At 47.1% G+C, this 16345-nt stretch carries 13 protein-coding genes; 4 read left to right on the top strand and 9 right to left on the bottom strand.

Annotation, left to right across the window (positions count from 1 at the left end):
* Nucleotides 1-9: 9 nt before the first annotated feature.
* The 4 genes from larA to MCG98_RS07265 form a co-directional block, all read right to left on the bottom strand.
* Nucleotides 10-1260, bottom strand: a complete 1251-nt coding sequence (larA, locus tag MCG98_RS07280) for a nickel-dependent lactate racemase (protein WP_240301374.1) — start codon at nucleotides 1258-1260, stop codon at nucleotides 10-12.
* 9 nt (nucleotides 1261-1269) lie between these two features.
* On the bottom strand, nucleotides 1270-2520 hold the full coding sequence (locus MCG98_RS07275; protein ID WP_240286124.1) for a phosphoglycerate kinase: 1251 nt from the start codon (nucleotides 2518-2520) through the stop codon (nucleotides 1270-1272).
* Nucleotides 2521-2553: 33 nt separating this feature from the next.
* Complete coding sequence (locus tag MCG98_RS07270) at nucleotides 2554-3588, bottom strand: type II glyceraldehyde-3-phosphate dehydrogenase (RefSeq protein WP_240286122.1); 1035 nt, start codon at nucleotides 3586-3588, stop codon at nucleotides 2554-2556.
* 461 nt (nucleotides 3589-4049) lie between these two features.
* A complete protein-coding gene (locus MCG98_RS07265; RefSeq protein WP_240286121.1) occupies nucleotides 4050-5471 on the bottom strand; it encodes a glycoside-pentoside-hexuronide (GPH):cation symporter in 1422 nt (473 codons plus the stop codon).
* A 302-nt stretch (nucleotides 5472-5773) separates the two neighbouring features.
* Between MCG98_RS07265 and MCG98_RS07260 the strand changes: the two genes are divergently transcribed.
* On the top strand, nucleotides 5774-6658 hold the full coding sequence (locus MCG98_RS07260) for an AraC family transcriptional regulator (RefSeq protein WP_240286119.1): 885 nt from the start codon (nucleotides 5774-5776) through the stop codon (nucleotides 6656-6658).
* A 78-nt stretch (nucleotides 6659-6736) separates the two neighbouring features.
* On the opposite strand, the gene MCG98_RS07255 is transcribed toward MCG98_RS07260, so the two are convergent.
* The 3 genes from MCG98_RS07255 to MCG98_RS07245 form a co-directional block, all read right to left on the bottom strand.
* The gene (locus tag MCG98_RS07255) at nucleotides 6737-7873 is read right to left on the bottom strand and encodes a Gfo/Idh/MocA family oxidoreductase (RefSeq protein ID WP_240286117.1); all 1137 of its coding nucleotides are present in this window, start codon (nucleotides 7871-7873) and stop codon (nucleotides 6737-6739) included.
* Nucleotides 7863-8714: a TIM barrel protein gene (locus MCG98_RS07250; RefSeq protein ID WP_240286115.1), complete on the bottom strand. Its 852-nt coding sequence runs from the start codon at nucleotides 8712-8714 to the stop codon at nucleotides 7863-7865. The genes MCG98_RS07255 and MCG98_RS07250 overlap by 11 nt, the downstream gene beginning before the upstream one ends.
* 227 nt (nucleotides 8715-8941) lie before the next feature.
* Complete coding sequence (locus MCG98_RS07245; protein WP_240301373.1) at nucleotides 8942-9781, bottom strand: AraC family transcriptional regulator; 840 nt, start codon at nucleotides 9779-9781, stop codon at nucleotides 8942-8944.
* Nucleotides 9782-10132: 351 nt separating this feature from the next.
* Between MCG98_RS07245 and MCG98_RS07240 the strand changes: the two genes are divergently transcribed.
* The 3 genes from MCG98_RS07240 (at nucleotide 10133) to MCG98_RS07230 (ending at nucleotide 13706) form a co-directional block, all read left to right on the top strand.
* Nucleotides 10133-11158 carry a sugar ABC transporter substrate-binding protein gene (locus tag MCG98_RS07240; protein ID WP_240301372.1) on the top strand — a complete coding sequence of 342 codons (1026 nt, stop codon included), beginning with the start codon at nucleotides 10133-10135 and terminating at the stop codon, nucleotides 11156-11158.
* 66 nt (nucleotides 11159-11224) lie between these two features.
* Entirely contained in the window at nucleotides 11225-12730 is a 1506-nt protein-coding gene (locus MCG98_RS07235; RefSeq protein ID WP_240301371.1) for a sugar ABC transporter ATP-binding protein, read from the top strand.
* Nucleotides 12723-13706 carry an ABC transporter permease gene (locus MCG98_RS07230; RefSeq protein ID WP_240301370.1) on the top strand — a complete coding sequence of 328 codons (984 nt, stop codon included), beginning with the start codon at nucleotides 12723-12725 and terminating at the stop codon, nucleotides 13704-13706. Before MCG98_RS07235 ends, MCG98_RS07230 begins: the two co-directional genes overlap by 8 nt.
* 78 nt (nucleotides 13707-13784) lie before the next feature.
* On the opposite strand, the gene MCG98_RS07225 is transcribed toward MCG98_RS07230, so the two are convergent.
* Both MCG98_RS07225 and MCG98_RS07220 read right to left on the bottom strand, forming a co-directional pair.
* Nucleotides 13785-14765, bottom strand: a complete 981-nt coding sequence (locus tag MCG98_RS07225) for a hypothetical protein (RefSeq protein ID WP_240301369.1) — start codon at nucleotides 14763-14765, stop codon at nucleotides 13785-13787.
* 14 nt (nucleotides 14766-14779) lie between these two features.
* Nucleotides 14780-16264, bottom strand: a complete 1485-nt coding sequence (locus tag MCG98_RS07220; RefSeq protein ID WP_240303392.1) for a sugar ABC transporter ATP-binding protein — start codon at nucleotides 16262-16264, stop codon at nucleotides 14780-14782.
* Nucleotides 16265-16345 lie beyond the last annotated feature (81 nt).

Genomic DNA, 16345 nt, shown 5'->3' with positions numbered 1-16345 from the left:
TTGTTTATTCTACTCCGCTACAAAAGGGAGTGTAGAACCTCCGTACGGCATCGCCAGTACTTTGGCATCTTTTCCAAGCTTTTCAAAGGCACAGTCCAGCGCTTCCTGTGCGGATGCTTTCGGCTCCAGGAAAATCCCGCGCACAAAATCATCTTCCAGGTCGGATACAAGATAAATATCTGCGTTTTCCAATACCATGGCAATTGCAGCAGCCTTATGTCCTCCCAGCTGAAAGTCCTTCTGGATCCTGGGGATCATAGACTGAGCTGAAGGGGATTTCGTCATCCACTCCTCAAATACATGCTCACCGAGTCCCTCCTTACAGGATCCGATCAATATAATAATTCCGCCTTTTCTGACGGCATGTTTTGCATTATCCAGCGCTTTCTGCGTCTGATACAGATTCAGGTCCTTCGGAGCCCCGCCCTGTGATACCAGCACGATATCAGCCCTCTCAGGAATCTCTTTTCTGTAAATCTGATCCAGAAATCTGCAGGCCTCTCTGTGTGCTTTCACAGCATCGCCGGCAGCAGCCATAATCACTTTTTTATGTTCGTCCAGCACAACATTCACGATATAATCAATACCGCAGATCTGTCCGGCCTCCTCAATATCTTCACGAACCGGATTGCCTTCCAGTTTTCCTGCACAAGCCTCCGGTTTTACCATCTGACTGTGGTTGGACTGAATCGCATCACGGGTGGAAACGCCCGGCATGATAGCTTTAGCTCCCCCGCTGTACCCGGCAAAATAATGGTATTCGATATTACCCAGACAGATTCTTCTGTCCGCCTCTGCAACAACACGCACAACATCGACCGGGGTACCATGTGAAGTAGTTCCCATATGTACACAGTCTGTGGCATCACCGTCTATACAGGTGATTTCTTCATATGCACGCTCTCCAGCCAGTTTCTTCATCTCCTCCGGAGTATGCATTCTGTGGCTTCCAAGCGCAAATACCAGCGTAATATCCTCTTTTTTGATCCCCACATCATACAACGCATCCAAAAGTGGAGGCATCACAACATATGTGGGCATCGGACGTGTGATATCACTGGTAACAATCGCAATTTTCTCACCCGGTTTTACCACTTCGGAAAGAAGCGGGGCGCCAACAGGCTGAGAAAGTGCCCGACGCACTTCCTCTTCACCCATCAGTTCATGTTCAACCTGGTTTGCGTGCAGCACATCCATGACGTTCTCGTCCGGTAGCTCCACCGTCTGAACCGTAGTTCCAAAACCAAATTCTAACTTCATATTATTCTCCTAAGCAAATGTTTTTGCAGCATAGCGCAGCGCCTTTACAACCGGAAGTTCTTCTCCCGAAAGAAATCTGATCAATGCGCCTCCTGCCGTACAGATATAGGACATCTGATCTTTCAGATCATATTTCTCTGTGGCGGTTACGCTGTCGCCGCCGCCAATCAGAGTATAGCCCTCTGTTTTTGCCAGAGCTTCCCAAACCATTTTCGTCCCGTACTCGGTGATCTCTTCTTCAAAGATCCCCATGGGTCCGTTTACGCATACAGTCTTCGCACCGAGAATAATCTTCTGATACTCATCGGATGCTCTATGTCCGATATCCACAAGCCCTGCATGAGCCGGTATCGAACCAACACCTGCTTCTTTTCTTTCTCCGCCTTCTACGTAAGCGAGATCGCATGGAAGCACAATTTTATCTTTATACTGTTCATAAAGAGGTTTTGCTTTCTCGATCCAGTCCGCGTAGTTGGACTTTACGATAAAGTCCATACTGCCTTTACCGATTTCTTCACCTGCCGCTGCCAGCAGGATATTTGCCACGAGTCCGCCTGTCAGCACCTTGTCAGCAATCCCACGGCTGAGAACAGTCTCCATCATCATAAACGCATCAGAAATCTTCGCTCCGCCCAGCACAAACACGCATGGACGTTCCGGTGTTTCCATGACCTGGGAAACTGCACAGTATTCTTCCTCGAACAGCCTTCCCATTGCCGACGGCATTACCTGTTCAAAGCCGCACAGCGACGGCTGATCGCGATGTGCAGCTGCAAATGCATCGCACACATAGAGATCACCCAGAGGAGCAAGCTTGCGCACCATAAGGGTCTGCGCCTGCTCCTCATGAGACAGATTCAGTTTCAATTCAAACAACGTCTGTTCCTCCGAGACAAAACGAACGTTGTCCAGCAGAAGGATCTCTCCTTCCTGCAAATCGGCAATTGCTTTGCGGGCAGCCGGTCCGCATACGTCATCAATAAATTTGACCTGCTGACCTAATAGTTCGGTCAAAACCTTTGCATGAGGTTCCGTGGTATAAAAGTTTTTATACTCGATATCACTTCCCTGGTGAGCCATCAGTACAACTTTTGCACCCTTGTCCACCATCTCTTTAATTGTAGGAACGCAGGCCTTTATACGATTGATACTCTTCAGCGTATTGGTCTCTTTGTCGACCGGCTGGTTCATATCAACACGGCAGAGCACTGTCTTCCCTTTTAAATCATATTCATCTAATGTTTTTATTCCGAAACGCATTCAATTTTCCCCCGCAAATTCAAACTATTCTGATTAAAGGTTTTTAAAAGCACCGATGTTCAGGTATTTGTTTGTTTCTGCGGTACCTTCTTCACGTGTTGCCTGCATTCCGCATGCTGCACGGATACCATCCATTGTCTCCGGAATTGTTACAGATTCCTGCGGAATGTGGATTCCGAACATGATATCATTTCCAGTCTCTACGATACTGTCAGCCCACAGACCGATTTCATACATATCGCCTCTTGTGTGTCCGAGATCACGGGCATATTTGAAGAATGATGCATTACCCATAAATCCTTCTTCCAGTGTCACGACACGGATACGAGGATGTTTCTCGAATGCCTCCAGCGCCATCTCTTTTGTGATCTTTTCTTTACCTGTTGCCACAACAGTGATGAAATGTCCGTGAGTTACCGGTGTATGTACGAGGATACCTGTCGCATCAACGTGCGGCATGATCGTCATAAGGTCAACTGCCTGATGAGTAGGAGCTTTTTCTACCTGAAGCGCATTTGTCAGTCCACGGTTGTAATCGCCCGGGTCAGCAACACGGCGTACGATTGTGATCGCAACTTTCTCAATGCCGTATGCACGATCCAGACAGTCTACAGTACGGATCAGACCTGTTGTATTACAGGATGTCAGTTTCAGGTAATCTTTATTAACACCTTTTTCAAAGTTAGCATAACCATGGAAGAAAACGTCGGCAACATCATTTTTCTCGCCGCCCTGGAAAATAGCTTTTACACCTTTTGCAGCATAGATCTCTTTGTTTTTCGCTCCAACACCTGCCGGTGAAGAGTCAAGCATGATATCTACTTTGTCCACTAAATCATTAAAGCTTCCGGCTACCGGGATATTATATTTGTCGAAAGCTGCTTTGTCAGCACCATCAACCAGATATAAATCATAAGGCATACCTTTTTCTTTCAGTGCACGTACAGCTAATGTCGGCGCAAAATCTGCAACACCTACCAGCTCCATATCGCCCTGAAGTGCAACACCGTCAGCAAGACGCTGTCCGATGGTACCATAACCTGCTACTCCAACTTTAACTTTTCCCATTTTAAAAACTTCCTCCTTAAAATAATTTACAACAATATCCGTACTGTATTACCATCAAAACCCGGCGCAAATCCTAGCGCTTCACGCCTGTCCTCTATCTGATAATACTCCGATTTTCAATCGTTGTACGCTACTAATATTATATTCTGTCCCCCTTTCCATGTCAACACTTTATTTGGCTGAATTCCACAAGCAGCCATGCCGAAAAATGGTGAATTTTACTGCATGTTTTACAACATGCCAACAGTAACCATTTATAATTGTTTGTGACTTTTTTTGATTTTTTTTGCCCTTTTTTGATTTCTTTTCTATATAAGGAAAGGTCTGTCCGGCCAGACTCCTGACCTTGACAGACCTTTTCTACTTATTCCAATGTCTTAAACTGAATTACTTCATATGACAGCTTATGTAAAATGTGTTTCTTTCATATTATAACATCCCCGGGGAATGTTCTTTTCCTTCTAAATTCTCCCCTGCGCCTCCCGCTCAGCGAGCTCACTCATCATGCGGTTGTAGTTCTTATCGAGGCCGTAGAAGCATGCGATCACCAGCATAATAACCCATACGGCGATCGGCACATACAGATAGGCATTGGATATTGCCGCGTTGGCTGCTGCTCCCTGTACCGCCATCGTTCCATCATATCCGGCTTTCGCAAAATACATACCGAGTACGGCACTCGTGATTCCCGAGCCGAACTTCTGACCCACTGACATAGACGCAAACATAAGGCCTTCCACCCTTGCTCCCAGCTTCCATTGACCGTATTCGATAGCGTCACTCGGGAGTGAAAAGCTTACGCCATAAAAGAATGACATGCCAACGCCGCGCATTGCGGCAGTAATAATAGCAAGCGGCACACTCGTATAATTGCCAATAAAGATAAGCTGCCCGATAATCCCCAGTATGCAGCCGCCAACGATCAGATTTCTCTTTCCAAACCTTGGAAGCAGGACCGGCAGACACAGTATCACAATAACCATCGGAATCTTTTCTGCAAGCGAGATCGGCATTACCAGATCAACATTTCCAAGAATGTACTGACAGTAATAGGTGAGATCTGTCCCTATTATGATCTGATAAACGGTATAGAACAGCATCAATCCCAGTGAAATCAGGAAATAGCGGTTCTTCACCAGAAGCTTCAGCGCCCTGCCCGCAGATATCTTGTCATCCGTCTTTTCTGAAATGCGTACACGCTCACGCGTGCTCGAAAATGTGTTAAACAAGATCAAAACTGACAATACTGCATACGCTGCGGTTACCAGAATCCACGCCATCTGCTCATTCCCGGTCAGGGCGGCCACTTTGTTGATCAGCGGCAGTGTCAGAGCTGTGATGATCATGCTTCCCGTGATGGACAGTGCCATACGGATATTGCAGATAGTCTCGCGCTCATTTCGATTTCTGGTCATATTGGAACCAAGTGTATGGAACGGCTGACTGATTCCCGTGTAAATCACGGTATTCATCAGGTTATAAGTCAGAAAAATGTAAATCGTCTGACCAACAACACCCACAGGGGGCACTGTAAACAGCAGAACTGCCATCACCGCATACGGAACAGCAAGTCTGAGGATCCAGATCCTGGCTTTACCGTATTCAGAATGCGTGCGGTCGATAATCATACCCATGATAAAATCCGAAAAACCATCAAATATACGCGAAATCAGCATGATAATACCGACAATTCCGGCAGAAATCCCAATGACATTTGTGTAATAATAAATCAATAACGTTGTAGTCAACGTGTATACTATAGTTAATGCAGGGTCTCCAAAGCAGAAAGACAGTTTTTCTTTCCATGAAACCTCTGCGTATTCATCATCCTCATTTGCTAAATGTTTTTTTCCAAAACCCACTTTCATCATATCTCTCTTCATAATAATTCTCCTCAACCTTTTGAGGCATATGCCCTCTTTCCTACAAACGTCATATGATTTACGCTATTCAGTTTTAAAAATCAAGGTAACTGTTCATGACTACAGGTCATGCAAGAAGATAAGCCGTCCTGAATAGTTACCAATTCAGATTATGAAATAAGTTCCTCCTTTTTTTACAACATACGACACTATTCTAAATCAAACAGTTTCAACATGCAACATAAAATTATGATATTTTTTCTGGATTTTACAAATCCAATACTATATAATGACCATATAAGACACAGAAAGGATGGAACGTCATGATACAATGTTTTGCAAAAAATTCTTTTACACCTTCATTCAAAGACGGGAAAATGCCGCGCCTTCTGTCGGCCAGCCATATTACCATCGGTTTCAGTCAGCACTCCCGGATTCTGCACAATCACAAAGACAGACTGGAACTTCTGTTCATCAGAACAGGATCGGGGTCTTACGTTGTGGACGATGAATATTATGACGTAAAAGCAGGCAATATCATCATTTGCAATGCCGGTGTCCTGCACGACGAAGTCCCTCAGTATAATCGTGAACTTTCCATGCTCTCTATAGCCATTGACAACCTGCAGCTGGAAGGACTTCCTGAAAATCATCTGATTTCAGCAGATATCAAACCCGTCCTGAAAGTCGAGAAACATTTCGTCCTCATGGATGCAATCTTCCAGACAATTTTTGACTCCGTCGCTTTCGACAGTGAGGAACAGCAGGAAACGAATCAGTACTTGACACAGGCGCTTCTTTCCCTGTTGATCTATGCATTCAAACAGTACGGACAGCCAAATACCGAGCATTCAAAAGAAGATCCTCTGCTAAAGGACATTAAACAGTATATTGATGAAAACTATTCTGAAGACCTGACACTCCAGAAGATCAGTGACCAGTTCTTTATCAGCCCGTCTTATCTGTCACACCTGTTCAAACGGAAACTGGGCTATTCCCCGATTCATTATATCGTGAGGCGCCGGATCGGAGAGGCACAGTCGCTGCTGATCATGTCACAGAAATCAATTACAGAGATCGCGTCCATGGTTGGTTTTGACAACTTAAGTCACTTTAATGTTCAATTCAAAAAATATGTAGGACTTTCACCGCTGTCTTACCGAAAAAAATACACTCTGCGGGACCCATCAGATGAGTTGTCTGATTAGGATGCGGTACATAAGCAGGGGACAGCCGGCCCATTATCCGGCCCCTGTCCCCCGTTTTAATCTTTCACTCATGTCGCTTCACAGCTCTACCCAGACATTTCCGTTTGCATTGCTTTCTAAGCAAGCGTCCACAAAACGCACGCCCTGAATACCATACTCAATATCGGGATACGTATACTGCCTGCCCGATGCCCCGTTTTTACGCGCGATGACGTCCTTGCAGAACAATTCATAAATATTTCCAAATGCTTCATAGTAGCCTTCCGGGTGTCCTGCCGGCAGATGAGACATAGACAGGCTCTCACCGGCATTATAGTCCCGGTTCATCGTCAGATACTGCACAGGCTCCCCAAGGCGTGCCAGCTTCAGCAGGCCAGCTTTCCCATGATACCATTCCAGGCTTCCTTCTGTTCCATAGATACGGATTCTCACATCTGCATCATGTCCCACAGCCACAATGGATGACCAGAGACTTCCGGAAGCTCCGTTACTCAGCTGCAGCATTACATTGCTGTTCGTCTCAAGAGGAAGTCCATCCACCGTATAATCAAATCTCGCGAGTACTTTTCTGATTTCCAGTCCGGTCGCCGCGTGCAGCAACGCCTCCAGATGCGTACCGATATCCACAGTACAAAGAGAACCGTTCGCACGTTCCGGGTCGATTCTCCACATCTTTTTCCTGGCTTCCTCATCCCGCAGATTTAAAAGCAGCCAGTCCTGTGGATACTCCGTTGTGACATATACGATTTCACCAATTTTTCCCGAATCAATGATTTCCCGTGCCTGATGAACCATAGCATAACCAAAGTAGGAATACGTCACCCCGAAGCAAAGATTTCTTTCCCTGGCGATCCGCTGCAGATCTTTGGCCTGCTCCACCGTCGAAGTCACCGGTTTATCACAGATCACATGAATTCCGTGCTCTAAAAAGGTTTTTGCAATCACATAATGCGTATCATTTGGTGTTGTGACGGAAACAAAGTCAATGCCGTCTTCCCTCTCCGCCTCCCCTTCCGCCATTTCTACATAGTTTGCATACACACGTGTCTTGTCCGGCACACCCCACTGCTCTGCCGCCTCCCTGTTTTTCTCCGGGTTTCTTGTAAAACAGCCGCACGTCAGATCCGCGTATCCGCCCAGAAAGGCTCCTCTTCTGTGTACATCACCGATAAAGGCTCCATTACCGCCACCGATCATTCCATAATTAAGCTTCATAGTTAATCCCCCCCGCCCAGCTGTTTCTTATCGAATGTTTCAAGACCGTAATATCCTCACGCAACAGCTCAAATGGATTTCCCGCATTTAAACGCAGCGGAAGCTGATCATAATAATTCTCCAGCAGGATATAGCCCGTATAATCATTCAGCCCAAGCCACTTCATGGTTTCATCGAATCCCGAATCCCCCTTACCCAGTATCATACCGCTCATGGCATTCAATCCGTCTTTTACATGCAGCTGATCGCACATATACGGATACAGTTCATTCAGGATATCCGTCTGACGGTATCCACGAAACAGATGGTAATTCTGACTGTCATAGTAAAGATAAAAGTTATCCCGCTTCACACATTCATAAAATGTTTTAAATTCCTCCGGGTTCATCAGATTTTCACTCGCGACGCCGATCCCATATTCGCCTGCAGTATCACATAAGTACCGAAAAGCCGCCGCACTGTGTTCCATATCTTCTTCTGTCTTCACTTCACTTTTTCCAAATCCCGGTACCTGAATGATCCGAACGCCGAGTACGCTCGCCGTAACGACAGCACGCCTCAGCAAATCCCACACAATATCATACTCCCTGGTGCCTTTACGCGCATGCATTGGAATATGATCAAAATCATTCAACGCGATCGCACAGTATTCAATACCATATCTTTGTTGTTCTTCCAGGTAGATTTTTTGCATTTCAGGCTGTGTCAGCGGATAATCATTTTCATATAATCCGATTCGCAAAGACAATGCCTCCAGCCCAACGGAGGCAGCAATTGCAGCGGCATACAGCCCCGCACCCGGAAGTCCCCAGTCACATGCTCCAATTTTAATCTGCTTCATAATGTAATCCCCGCTCCGCCGCCAACCCGGCGGCATTCTTTGTAATGTTTTTCGATGCGTTTATCATTCAGAATGGTTGTCAATACTATTTTAACTGAAAATTTCCAGGGGAGTTAGATAAATCGTGCCATATTTTTGCGGATATTTCAGCGTTCTTTAACCGTTATTTTTTAAAATTATGTATTTTCTTGCTCTTAAATAATGCCATATATGCTGTTATCCCTTCGCTATACTGTGGTATTCTTGAAATACTGACGGTATTCTGTCGGCGACAGACCGGTATACTTTTTAAACATCACGTTAAAATGGCTGTTGTCATTAAAACCCAGCTCTTCGCTGATAGATCCAATTGACTTTTCGGTATTCATAAGCAGTTTCTGTGCCTCTCCTATCTTAAGCTGAACCACGTATTTCATGGGAGAGTAACCTGTCTGCTCTTTAAAAATATGCGACAGATAGTAATGGCTGACATGGAACCGATTGCCCAAATCACTTAATGTAATCGGCTCTTTATAGTATGTTTCCAGATACTTTATTACCAGATCGATAAAATCATCGACATTTTTATGGAGCACCGTATCCTCCTGATGCCGCTGCAAAAGCTTTTCACACACAATAATAAGTATTGTTTCCGCAAGCAGGTCCCGCGTTTTTGAAAAGGCTGCCGCTTCCGGATTGAGAGATGCCAGTGCAAGAATAAGATGTTCCACACACTGGCGTTCTTCCACAAAGTTCAGAATCGGGTTTTGCGTCAGTCTCTGAAAATCATTTCCAGGCAGACCTTCAATCGATATATTCTCCAGCACACAGCAATACGTCTCCATATTGTTTGCAGAAAAATACGTTTCCCCATGAAGGACCCCGGCATTACAGATGACAAGATTGCCATTATGTACTGGCCATTGCCTTCCGCCGACGATATACTGTCCTTCCCCGTTCATAATGTACAGCAGCTCCAGACAATCTTCGTGGCTGTGAAGAAGCTGAGAGTGATTGGAATGGTAATCCTGATCAACATAATGAAGCCTGGAAAACCGGGCGTGAATTGACAGTTCTTTTTTATCCATAATTTCCTCCCATACCGCTCGTCCCGCGGTTCATACAATCGAAAGTCGTGTCGCGCTTTCCATATGTCAGGCCTCAGGAAGCCCGTAAAACAAACAGTAAATACAAGTACTTTACCTATAAGTGTATTATATATTAATTTTTCACATTTTCAAATCATTCCATTTGCTTTTTTCAGCAAGAATACACAAAAAGCAGCATCAATTCCCGGAATAACAACCGGAATTATTGCAAAAATACTGAAATCTTTAACAAGAAAACTATAACTATCGCACAGTTACTTTGTTTAAAATATAATTGTAACATTCAGGGGTGGTTGCAAAAACTATATTCAGTGTGAAGGAGAGATTTCTATGAAAAGAAAAATGATTGGTGTAATGTTAGTGATCACAATGGCATTTTCGTTAATAGCCTGCAGCTCCAGTGACAAGGATACCAAACCCGCTGACGGCTCATCAGCATCAGAAGACGTTTCGGCTTCTGATGATACTTCGGCCTCAGAGGATTCGGATACAGATGTTTCCGGTTTAAAAGTCGGAATTGTGATGAAGTCATCCGATGAATTTCAGAATGCAGTAGTCAGGGGTGCAACAGAAGCCGCCGTTGATGCCGGTGTTTTGGAATCCAATATCAAGGCAGTAGCTTCAACAAGTGAATCTGATTCCATGCAGCAGGTTACAGCGATCGAAGATATGATTTCGAACGGAACCAATATTCTGCTGTGTGCCTGCCAGGAAGAAAATGCTTTGAAAGGTGTTCTGGGGCAGGCGGCAGATGCAGGAATAAAAGTTGTCATGGTCGATACCGATTGTCCATCTTTTGAGGATAAAGTGACTTTCATCGGTACTGACAATTACCAGGCGGCATATGACGGAGCATTAGAATTCGCCAAGCGGTTGGAAAAAGGATCCAGCGTTGTCATTCTGCGCGGAAAACTCGGTGATGTGAACCACGAGAGCCGAACTGAAGGTCTCAAAACCGCGCTGGAAGAATCCGGCATGAAGGTTCTGGAAGTGCAGGATGCCAACTGTGAAACCGATAAAGCCGCCAATACCATGGAGTCATTTCTCTCCAAATATCCGGATCAGATAAACGCAGTCATGGTCACTTCTGATTCAATGGCAGTCGGAGCCGCACAGGCTATCGAGAGTGCCGGCGCTGAGGGAATAAAAATCTGTGGTTTTGATGGATTTCAGTCAGCGATCGAACTGGTGGAGACAGGCGAGGTCGAAATGATCATCGGGCAGAAACCGTATGATATGGGCAGCGAAGGGTTTGCGTGCGGCCTGGGCTCACTGGAAGGCGAAACTTATGATGCGTACATCAATCCCGGCATTCAGGTCATCGACAGCGAGAACTATAAAGATTTTCTCGGTTAATAATGAGCCGGGTATCCGGCCATGATCAGGATACCCGGCCTCCATCAAAGAGAAGGAGGGGCTTAATTGGAAAATGTCGTAGTTGAATTAAAACATATACGAAAGGAATTCCCCGGTGTCGTGGCTCTGGATGATATGTCACTTCAGTTAAAAAGAGGGGAGGTCCATGGCCTTATAGGCGAAAATGGCGCCGGCAAATCGACTCTGATTAAAACGATCACAGGTGTCAACATTCCAGAACAGGGAGAAATCTTTATAAATGGCGAGAGAACGGTTTTTCATGGTCCTGCCGATTCTAAATCAAGGGGTATCGCCTGTGTATATCAGGAATTGAATATCGTCAAGGAACTGCCGATCGTCGACAATCTGTTTCTGGGGAGTCATGTAAAAAGCAAATCCGGTTTTCTGGATTATGCCTATATGAATCAAAAAACCGAAGAGGTCATGGCATCCATGGGTCAGAAAATTTCTGCAGGTGAAATATGCGGCAGACTCGGCATGGGCCAGCAGCAGATGGTCGAGATCGGCCGTGCGGTTCTCAGGGATGCCCAGGTAATCATCCTGGACGAACCTACATCCAGTTTAGGAGAGAGAGAGTCTGAAGAACTGTTTAAAACTGTTAAAATTTTAAAGAAGAAGAATATCGCGGTATTATTTATCTCCCATAAACTAGAAGAAATTTTTGAAATCTGCGATATTGTTACCGTCATGCGGGATGGAAAACATATCTCAACAAAACCTTCCAAAGACATGACGAAGGATTCTTTGATCGCTGATATGGTCGGACGTACGCTGGACAATCTTTATCCAAAGCTTGAGCACGAGCCGGGAGCAGTTGCCCTGGAAGTCTCCGGTCTCACTAAGACGGGTCAGTATTACGATGCCAGCTTTAAGGCGAGACGCGGAGAAATACTTGGATTTTCGGGACTGGTAGGAGCAGGCAGAACCGAGTTAATGCACGGTATATTTGGTTCCGCGATACCGGATTTTGGAGAGATCAAAATCAACGGCAATACCGTTGCCATCAAATCGCCGCAGGACGCGATCAAAAAAGGAATTGCTTTTCTGACCGAAGACCGGAAACAGGAAGGACTGGTTTTAACAGAATCCATCGCCAGAAATCTGTCTCTTGTAAACCTCAGGAAAATACGCAGAGGTATTTTTATTGATTTTTCCAGAATAAGGGAACAGGCAGAGGCCTGTGTTGCAAAGCTGAAGATTGCAACGCCGTCGATACAGAAAAATGCCGGAGAACTTTCCGGCGGAAACCAGCAAAAAGTTGTGATAGGAAAATGGATGAATCAGGATGCTGATATCTACATATTTGATGAACCAACCAGGGGTATCGACGTCGGCGCAAAAATTGAAGTTTATAATCTGATGAATGAACTCCTCGCAGCAGGCAAATGTGTGATCATGGTATCCTCCGATCTCCAGGAAGTGCTCGGAATGTGTGACCGTATCATTATCATGAGGGAAGGGAAAATCAGAGGGGAATTATCATCACGGGATGATCATTTCAATCAGGAAGACATTATGAAATTAGCATGGGGAGGGAAATTAGATGACTAAGAAAAAAATGCCGTCCTTTATGGGGCCGCTTATCGCAGCTATATTACTTTCAATCGTTTTGGCGATCATCTCATCCACTTTTTTGAGTATCAACAACCTGATGAATATCCTCAGGCAGGCATCAATCAATGCTATGGTATCACTGGGTATGCTGCTGGTTTTATTGACCGGCGGAATCGATATTTCAGTCGGACCTATGGTGGCCTTATCCTCCTGCGTCATGGGCGTATTGCTGAAGAGCGGAATCACAAATCCTTTTATACTGATCTGCTCCTGTCTGCTTGTAGGTGCACTCTGCGGGGAAGTAAACGGTTTTATTTTCACCAAATTGAAACTGCCGCATCCGTTCGTTTCTACCATGGGATCCAGACAGGTATTCCGGGGCCTGGCACTGCTGATTACAGCGGCCGCCCCAATCGGAGGTTTTCCAGATTCCGTTACATTTGTCGGCTCTGCAAATATCGGAGTGTTTCCCGTCTGTTTTGTAGTCGTTATTGTGATCTTTGCCCTCGTAGGTATCTTCCTGTCCAAAACTGCACTGGGCCGTAATATCTATTCCGTCGGGGGAAACAAAGAAGCATCAAGACTGGCGGGTATCAACGTACCGCGCACACTAAACTTTGTTTATGTTATGTCCGGATTCATGTGTGCGGTTGCAGGTATTATCATGATGGGCCGCGTGGGAAGCGCGACTCCTCTTGCAGGTGAAACATTTGATATGGACGCGATCGCCTCCTGCGTCATCGGTGGAGCCTCCTTCAGCGGCGGCAAGGGGACCGTCAGCGGAACGCTGATCGGCGCATTACTCATTGCAATTATCAGAAATGGTTTAAACCTGATGGGTGCACAGACAGATGTTCAGTACATCGTCATCGGTATCGTGATCATCGCTGCAGTATTCGTGGATGTGGTCCGCGGCAACGCAGATATAAAATCAAGATTGAAAACCAGAGCAAAAGTACAGGCAGATGCTTGACTGCCACTGTCAAAAAGGAGTTCGAGGCACCCTCGAACTCCTTATGTACGAACATTTCCGGTACAGCCATGAATGTTACTATGCTTTTCTTGCGTTCTTTCTCATATCCATCGCAACCGCTCCGACGATGATGAGGCCCTTGATGATATTACTGAAGTTGTCATTCACTCCGATCAGTACCAGGCCGTTGTTGATGACTCCCAGGATCAGGATACCACACAGCACTCCTGTCACGCGGCAGATACCTCCCGTATGGGATGTCCCCCCTACCGTCGCCGCTGCGATTGCATCCAGCTCGTAGTTCAAACCGGAGTTTGCAGGGTCCGCTGATCCCGCACGCCCTGCCAGCAGGATTCCGCCGAGGGCTGCACAGGCGCCGCACCATACGTATGTCAGCACCAGGTTTCTCTCTACGTTGATACCCGCTACACGCGCCGCCTGGTCATTTCCGCCGATCGCATATAAGCTCTTTCCGAATCGGGTCTGCCCAAGGATAAAGGCTGCGATCCCGAAGACGATCAGAAATACCACGATGATGATCGGGATCGGCCCGATCTTCCCGCTTCCCAGCAGGCGGTAGCCGTCCGACAGGTTCGATACCGGGCGCGTCGTGAAGATCTTCGCCGCCGCACGGCAGATCAGCTGGCCGCCCAGCGTCGCGATGAATGCCGGCATCTTCGTGTACGCAATCAGCGCACCCTGGATCGCCCCGATGGCGATACCCATCACCATACCCAGCAGGATTGCCACAATCGCCGGTACCTGCACGCCGAAGTTTGCCAGCGCTTTTGTTGCCAGGTCCACCGGCTGTACCAGCGCACCGGTCACACACGCGATCAGCGCCGCGGATGCCCCGATCGACAGGTCGATGCCTCGCGTCAGGATCGCAAATGCCACACCGAACGCCATGATCCCCTTGATGGACTCGCCCGTCAGCAGGGTCCGCAGGTTGGCAATCGTTAAGAATTTCGGGTTGATGATACTTACAAGGATGACCAGGACGATCAGCACGATCCAGATCATATTATCAGATAAGCGTTTCTTTGTTTTCGCGTTCATTTGGTTGCCCCCTTCTAATTCGCTTTCGCTTCCCCTTCATGGGAAGTCGCATATTTCATGATCAATTCCTGTGAGAATTCCGAACGGTCCAGGATTCCGCTCACGTGCCCTTCGTGCATCACCACCATGCGGTCCGCCACTCCCATGACTTCCGGCATCTCCGATGATACCACGATGATCGCTTTCCCCTGGCCTGCCAGTTCCGACAGCAGGGCATGGATCTCGGACTTCGCCCCGACATCGATCCCTCGTGTCGGCTCATCCACGATCAGCACATCCGGGTTCGTCAGCAGCCATCTGCCGACCAGCACTTTCTGCTGGTTCCCTCCGGACAGGTTCTGGATAGGGGTTTCCATCGTCGGGGTTTTCACCCGGATCTTATCTATGTACGTCTGCGCGTCCTCGCGCATCTTCTTCGCATTCAGCGGCATCCCGTACGCCTTCAGGTTCAGGTTTGCCATGACCATGTTCTCACGCACGCTCAACAGCCCCACGATCCCGTTCCCGCGCCGGTCCTCCGTCAGCAGGCTGATATGGTTCTCAATCGCATCCTTCGGGCTTTTGATGTCCAGCTCTTTCCCGTCCTTTACAATCTTTCCCGACGTCTTGTGCCGCATCCCGAAGATCGTCTCCATCGTCTCCGTCCGGCCTGCTCCCACAAGCCCTGCGAATCCCAGGATCTCTCCCTTCCTCAGCTCAAACGATACGTGCTGTACCAGCCGGCCTGCGCACAGGTCCTCCACCTTCAGCACCACATCCCCGATCGGGCACTCCGTCTTCGGGAACATATCCGTGATCTCGCGCCCTACCATCAGCTGGATCAGCTTGTCCTGCGTCAGGTTCTCCGCCCGGTCCGTCGCGATGTACTCCCCGTCACGGTACACCGTGATGTCATCACTGATCCGGAAGATCTCGTCCATCTTATGCGAAATATAAACTATGGCCACGCCTTTTTCTTTCAAGTCTGCAATTATCTGAAACAGGTCCTCAACCTCTGACTCCGTCAGCGCCGAGGTCGGCTCATCCATGATTACGATCGACGAATCATAGGATACCGCCTTTACAATTTCAACCATCTGCATTTTTGCGACGGTCAGGTCTTTCATCTTATCATGCGGGTCTATGTCAAGGCCCATGCGCGAAAACAGTTCCACGCAGTCGTCATACATCTTCCTGTGGTCGGTCAGGATCCCTTTTTTCGGTTCCCTGCCAAGCCATACGTTGTCACACACGGAGCGCTCATACACCGGGGAGAGTTCCTGGTGGATCATCGAGATCCCGGCGTCCAGTGCTTCCTGTGTGGACTTAAAGCTGACCTCTTTTCCTTTATAAATGATCTTTCCCGAGGTTGCGGGATGAATACCGATCAGGCATTTCATCAATGTGGATTTTCCGGCACCATTCTCACCCATCAGCGTATGTACAGTTCCGGGGCGTACTTTTAACTGAACGCCCTTCAATGCCCTTACTCCAGGGAATTCTTTTACGATATCATGCATCTCCAGAACGTATTCTTCACTCAAACCATTCACCTCTCATATCTCTTCTTTTTACGACAACAGGTGCCGACCAGCGGCCGA

Source organism: Ruminococcus sp. OA3 (genome assembly GCF_022440845.1).
In the GTDB taxonomy this organism is placed as follows: domain Bacteria; phylum Bacillota; class Clostridia; order Lachnospirales; family Lachnospiraceae; genus Ruminococcus_G.
This window is presented reverse-complemented; position numbering and strand designations above follow the sequence as displayed.

Bases quoted from the DNA above. Each gene is read 5' to 3' on its own strand.
- larA (WP_240301374.1), bottom strand. From the start codon at position 1,260: ATGAAGTTAGAATTTGGTTTTGGAACTACGGTTCAGACGGTGGAGCTA.
- MCG98_RS07275 (WP_240286124.1), bottom strand. From the start codon at position 2,520: ATGCGTTTCGGAATAAAAACATTAGATGAATATGATTTAAAAGGGAAG.
- MCG98_RS07270 (WP_240286122.1), bottom strand. From the start codon at position 3,588: ATGGGAAAAGTTAAAGTTGGAGTAGCAGGTTATGGTACCATCGGACAG.
- MCG98_RS07265 (WP_240286121.1), bottom strand. From the start codon at position 5,471: ATGAAGAGAGATATGATGAAAGTGGGTTTTGGAAAAAAACATTTAGCA.
- MCG98_RS07260 (WP_240286119.1), top strand. From the start codon at position 5,774: ATGATACAATGTTTTGCAAAAAATTCTTTTACACCTTCATTCAAAGAC.
- MCG98_RS07255 (WP_240286117.1), bottom strand. From the start codon at position 7,873: ATGAAGCTTAATTATGGAATGATCGGTGGCGGTAATGGAGCCTTTATC.
- MCG98_RS07250 (WP_240286115.1), bottom strand. From the start codon at position 8,714: ATGAAGCAGATTAAAATTGGAGCATGTGACTGGGGACTTCCGGGTGCG.
- MCG98_RS07245 (WP_240301373.1), bottom strand. From the start codon at position 9,781: ATGGATAAAAAAGAACTGTCAATTCACGCCCGGTTTTCCAGGCTTCAT.
- MCG98_RS07240 (WP_240301372.1), top strand. From the start codon at position 10,133: ATGAAAAGAAAAATGATTGGTGTAATGTTAGTGATCACAATGGCATTT.
- MCG98_RS07230 (WP_240301370.1), top strand. From the start codon at position 12,723: ATGACTAAGAAAAAAATGCCGTCCTTTATGGGGCCGCTTATCGCAGCT.
- MCG98_RS07225 (WP_240301369.1), bottom strand. From the start codon at position 14,765: ATGAACGCGAAAACAAAGAAACGCTTATCTGATAATATGATCTGGATC.
- MCG98_RS07220 (WP_240303392.1), bottom strand. From the start codon at position 16,264: ATGCATGATATCGTAAAAGAATTCCCTGGAGTAAGGGCATTGAAGGGC.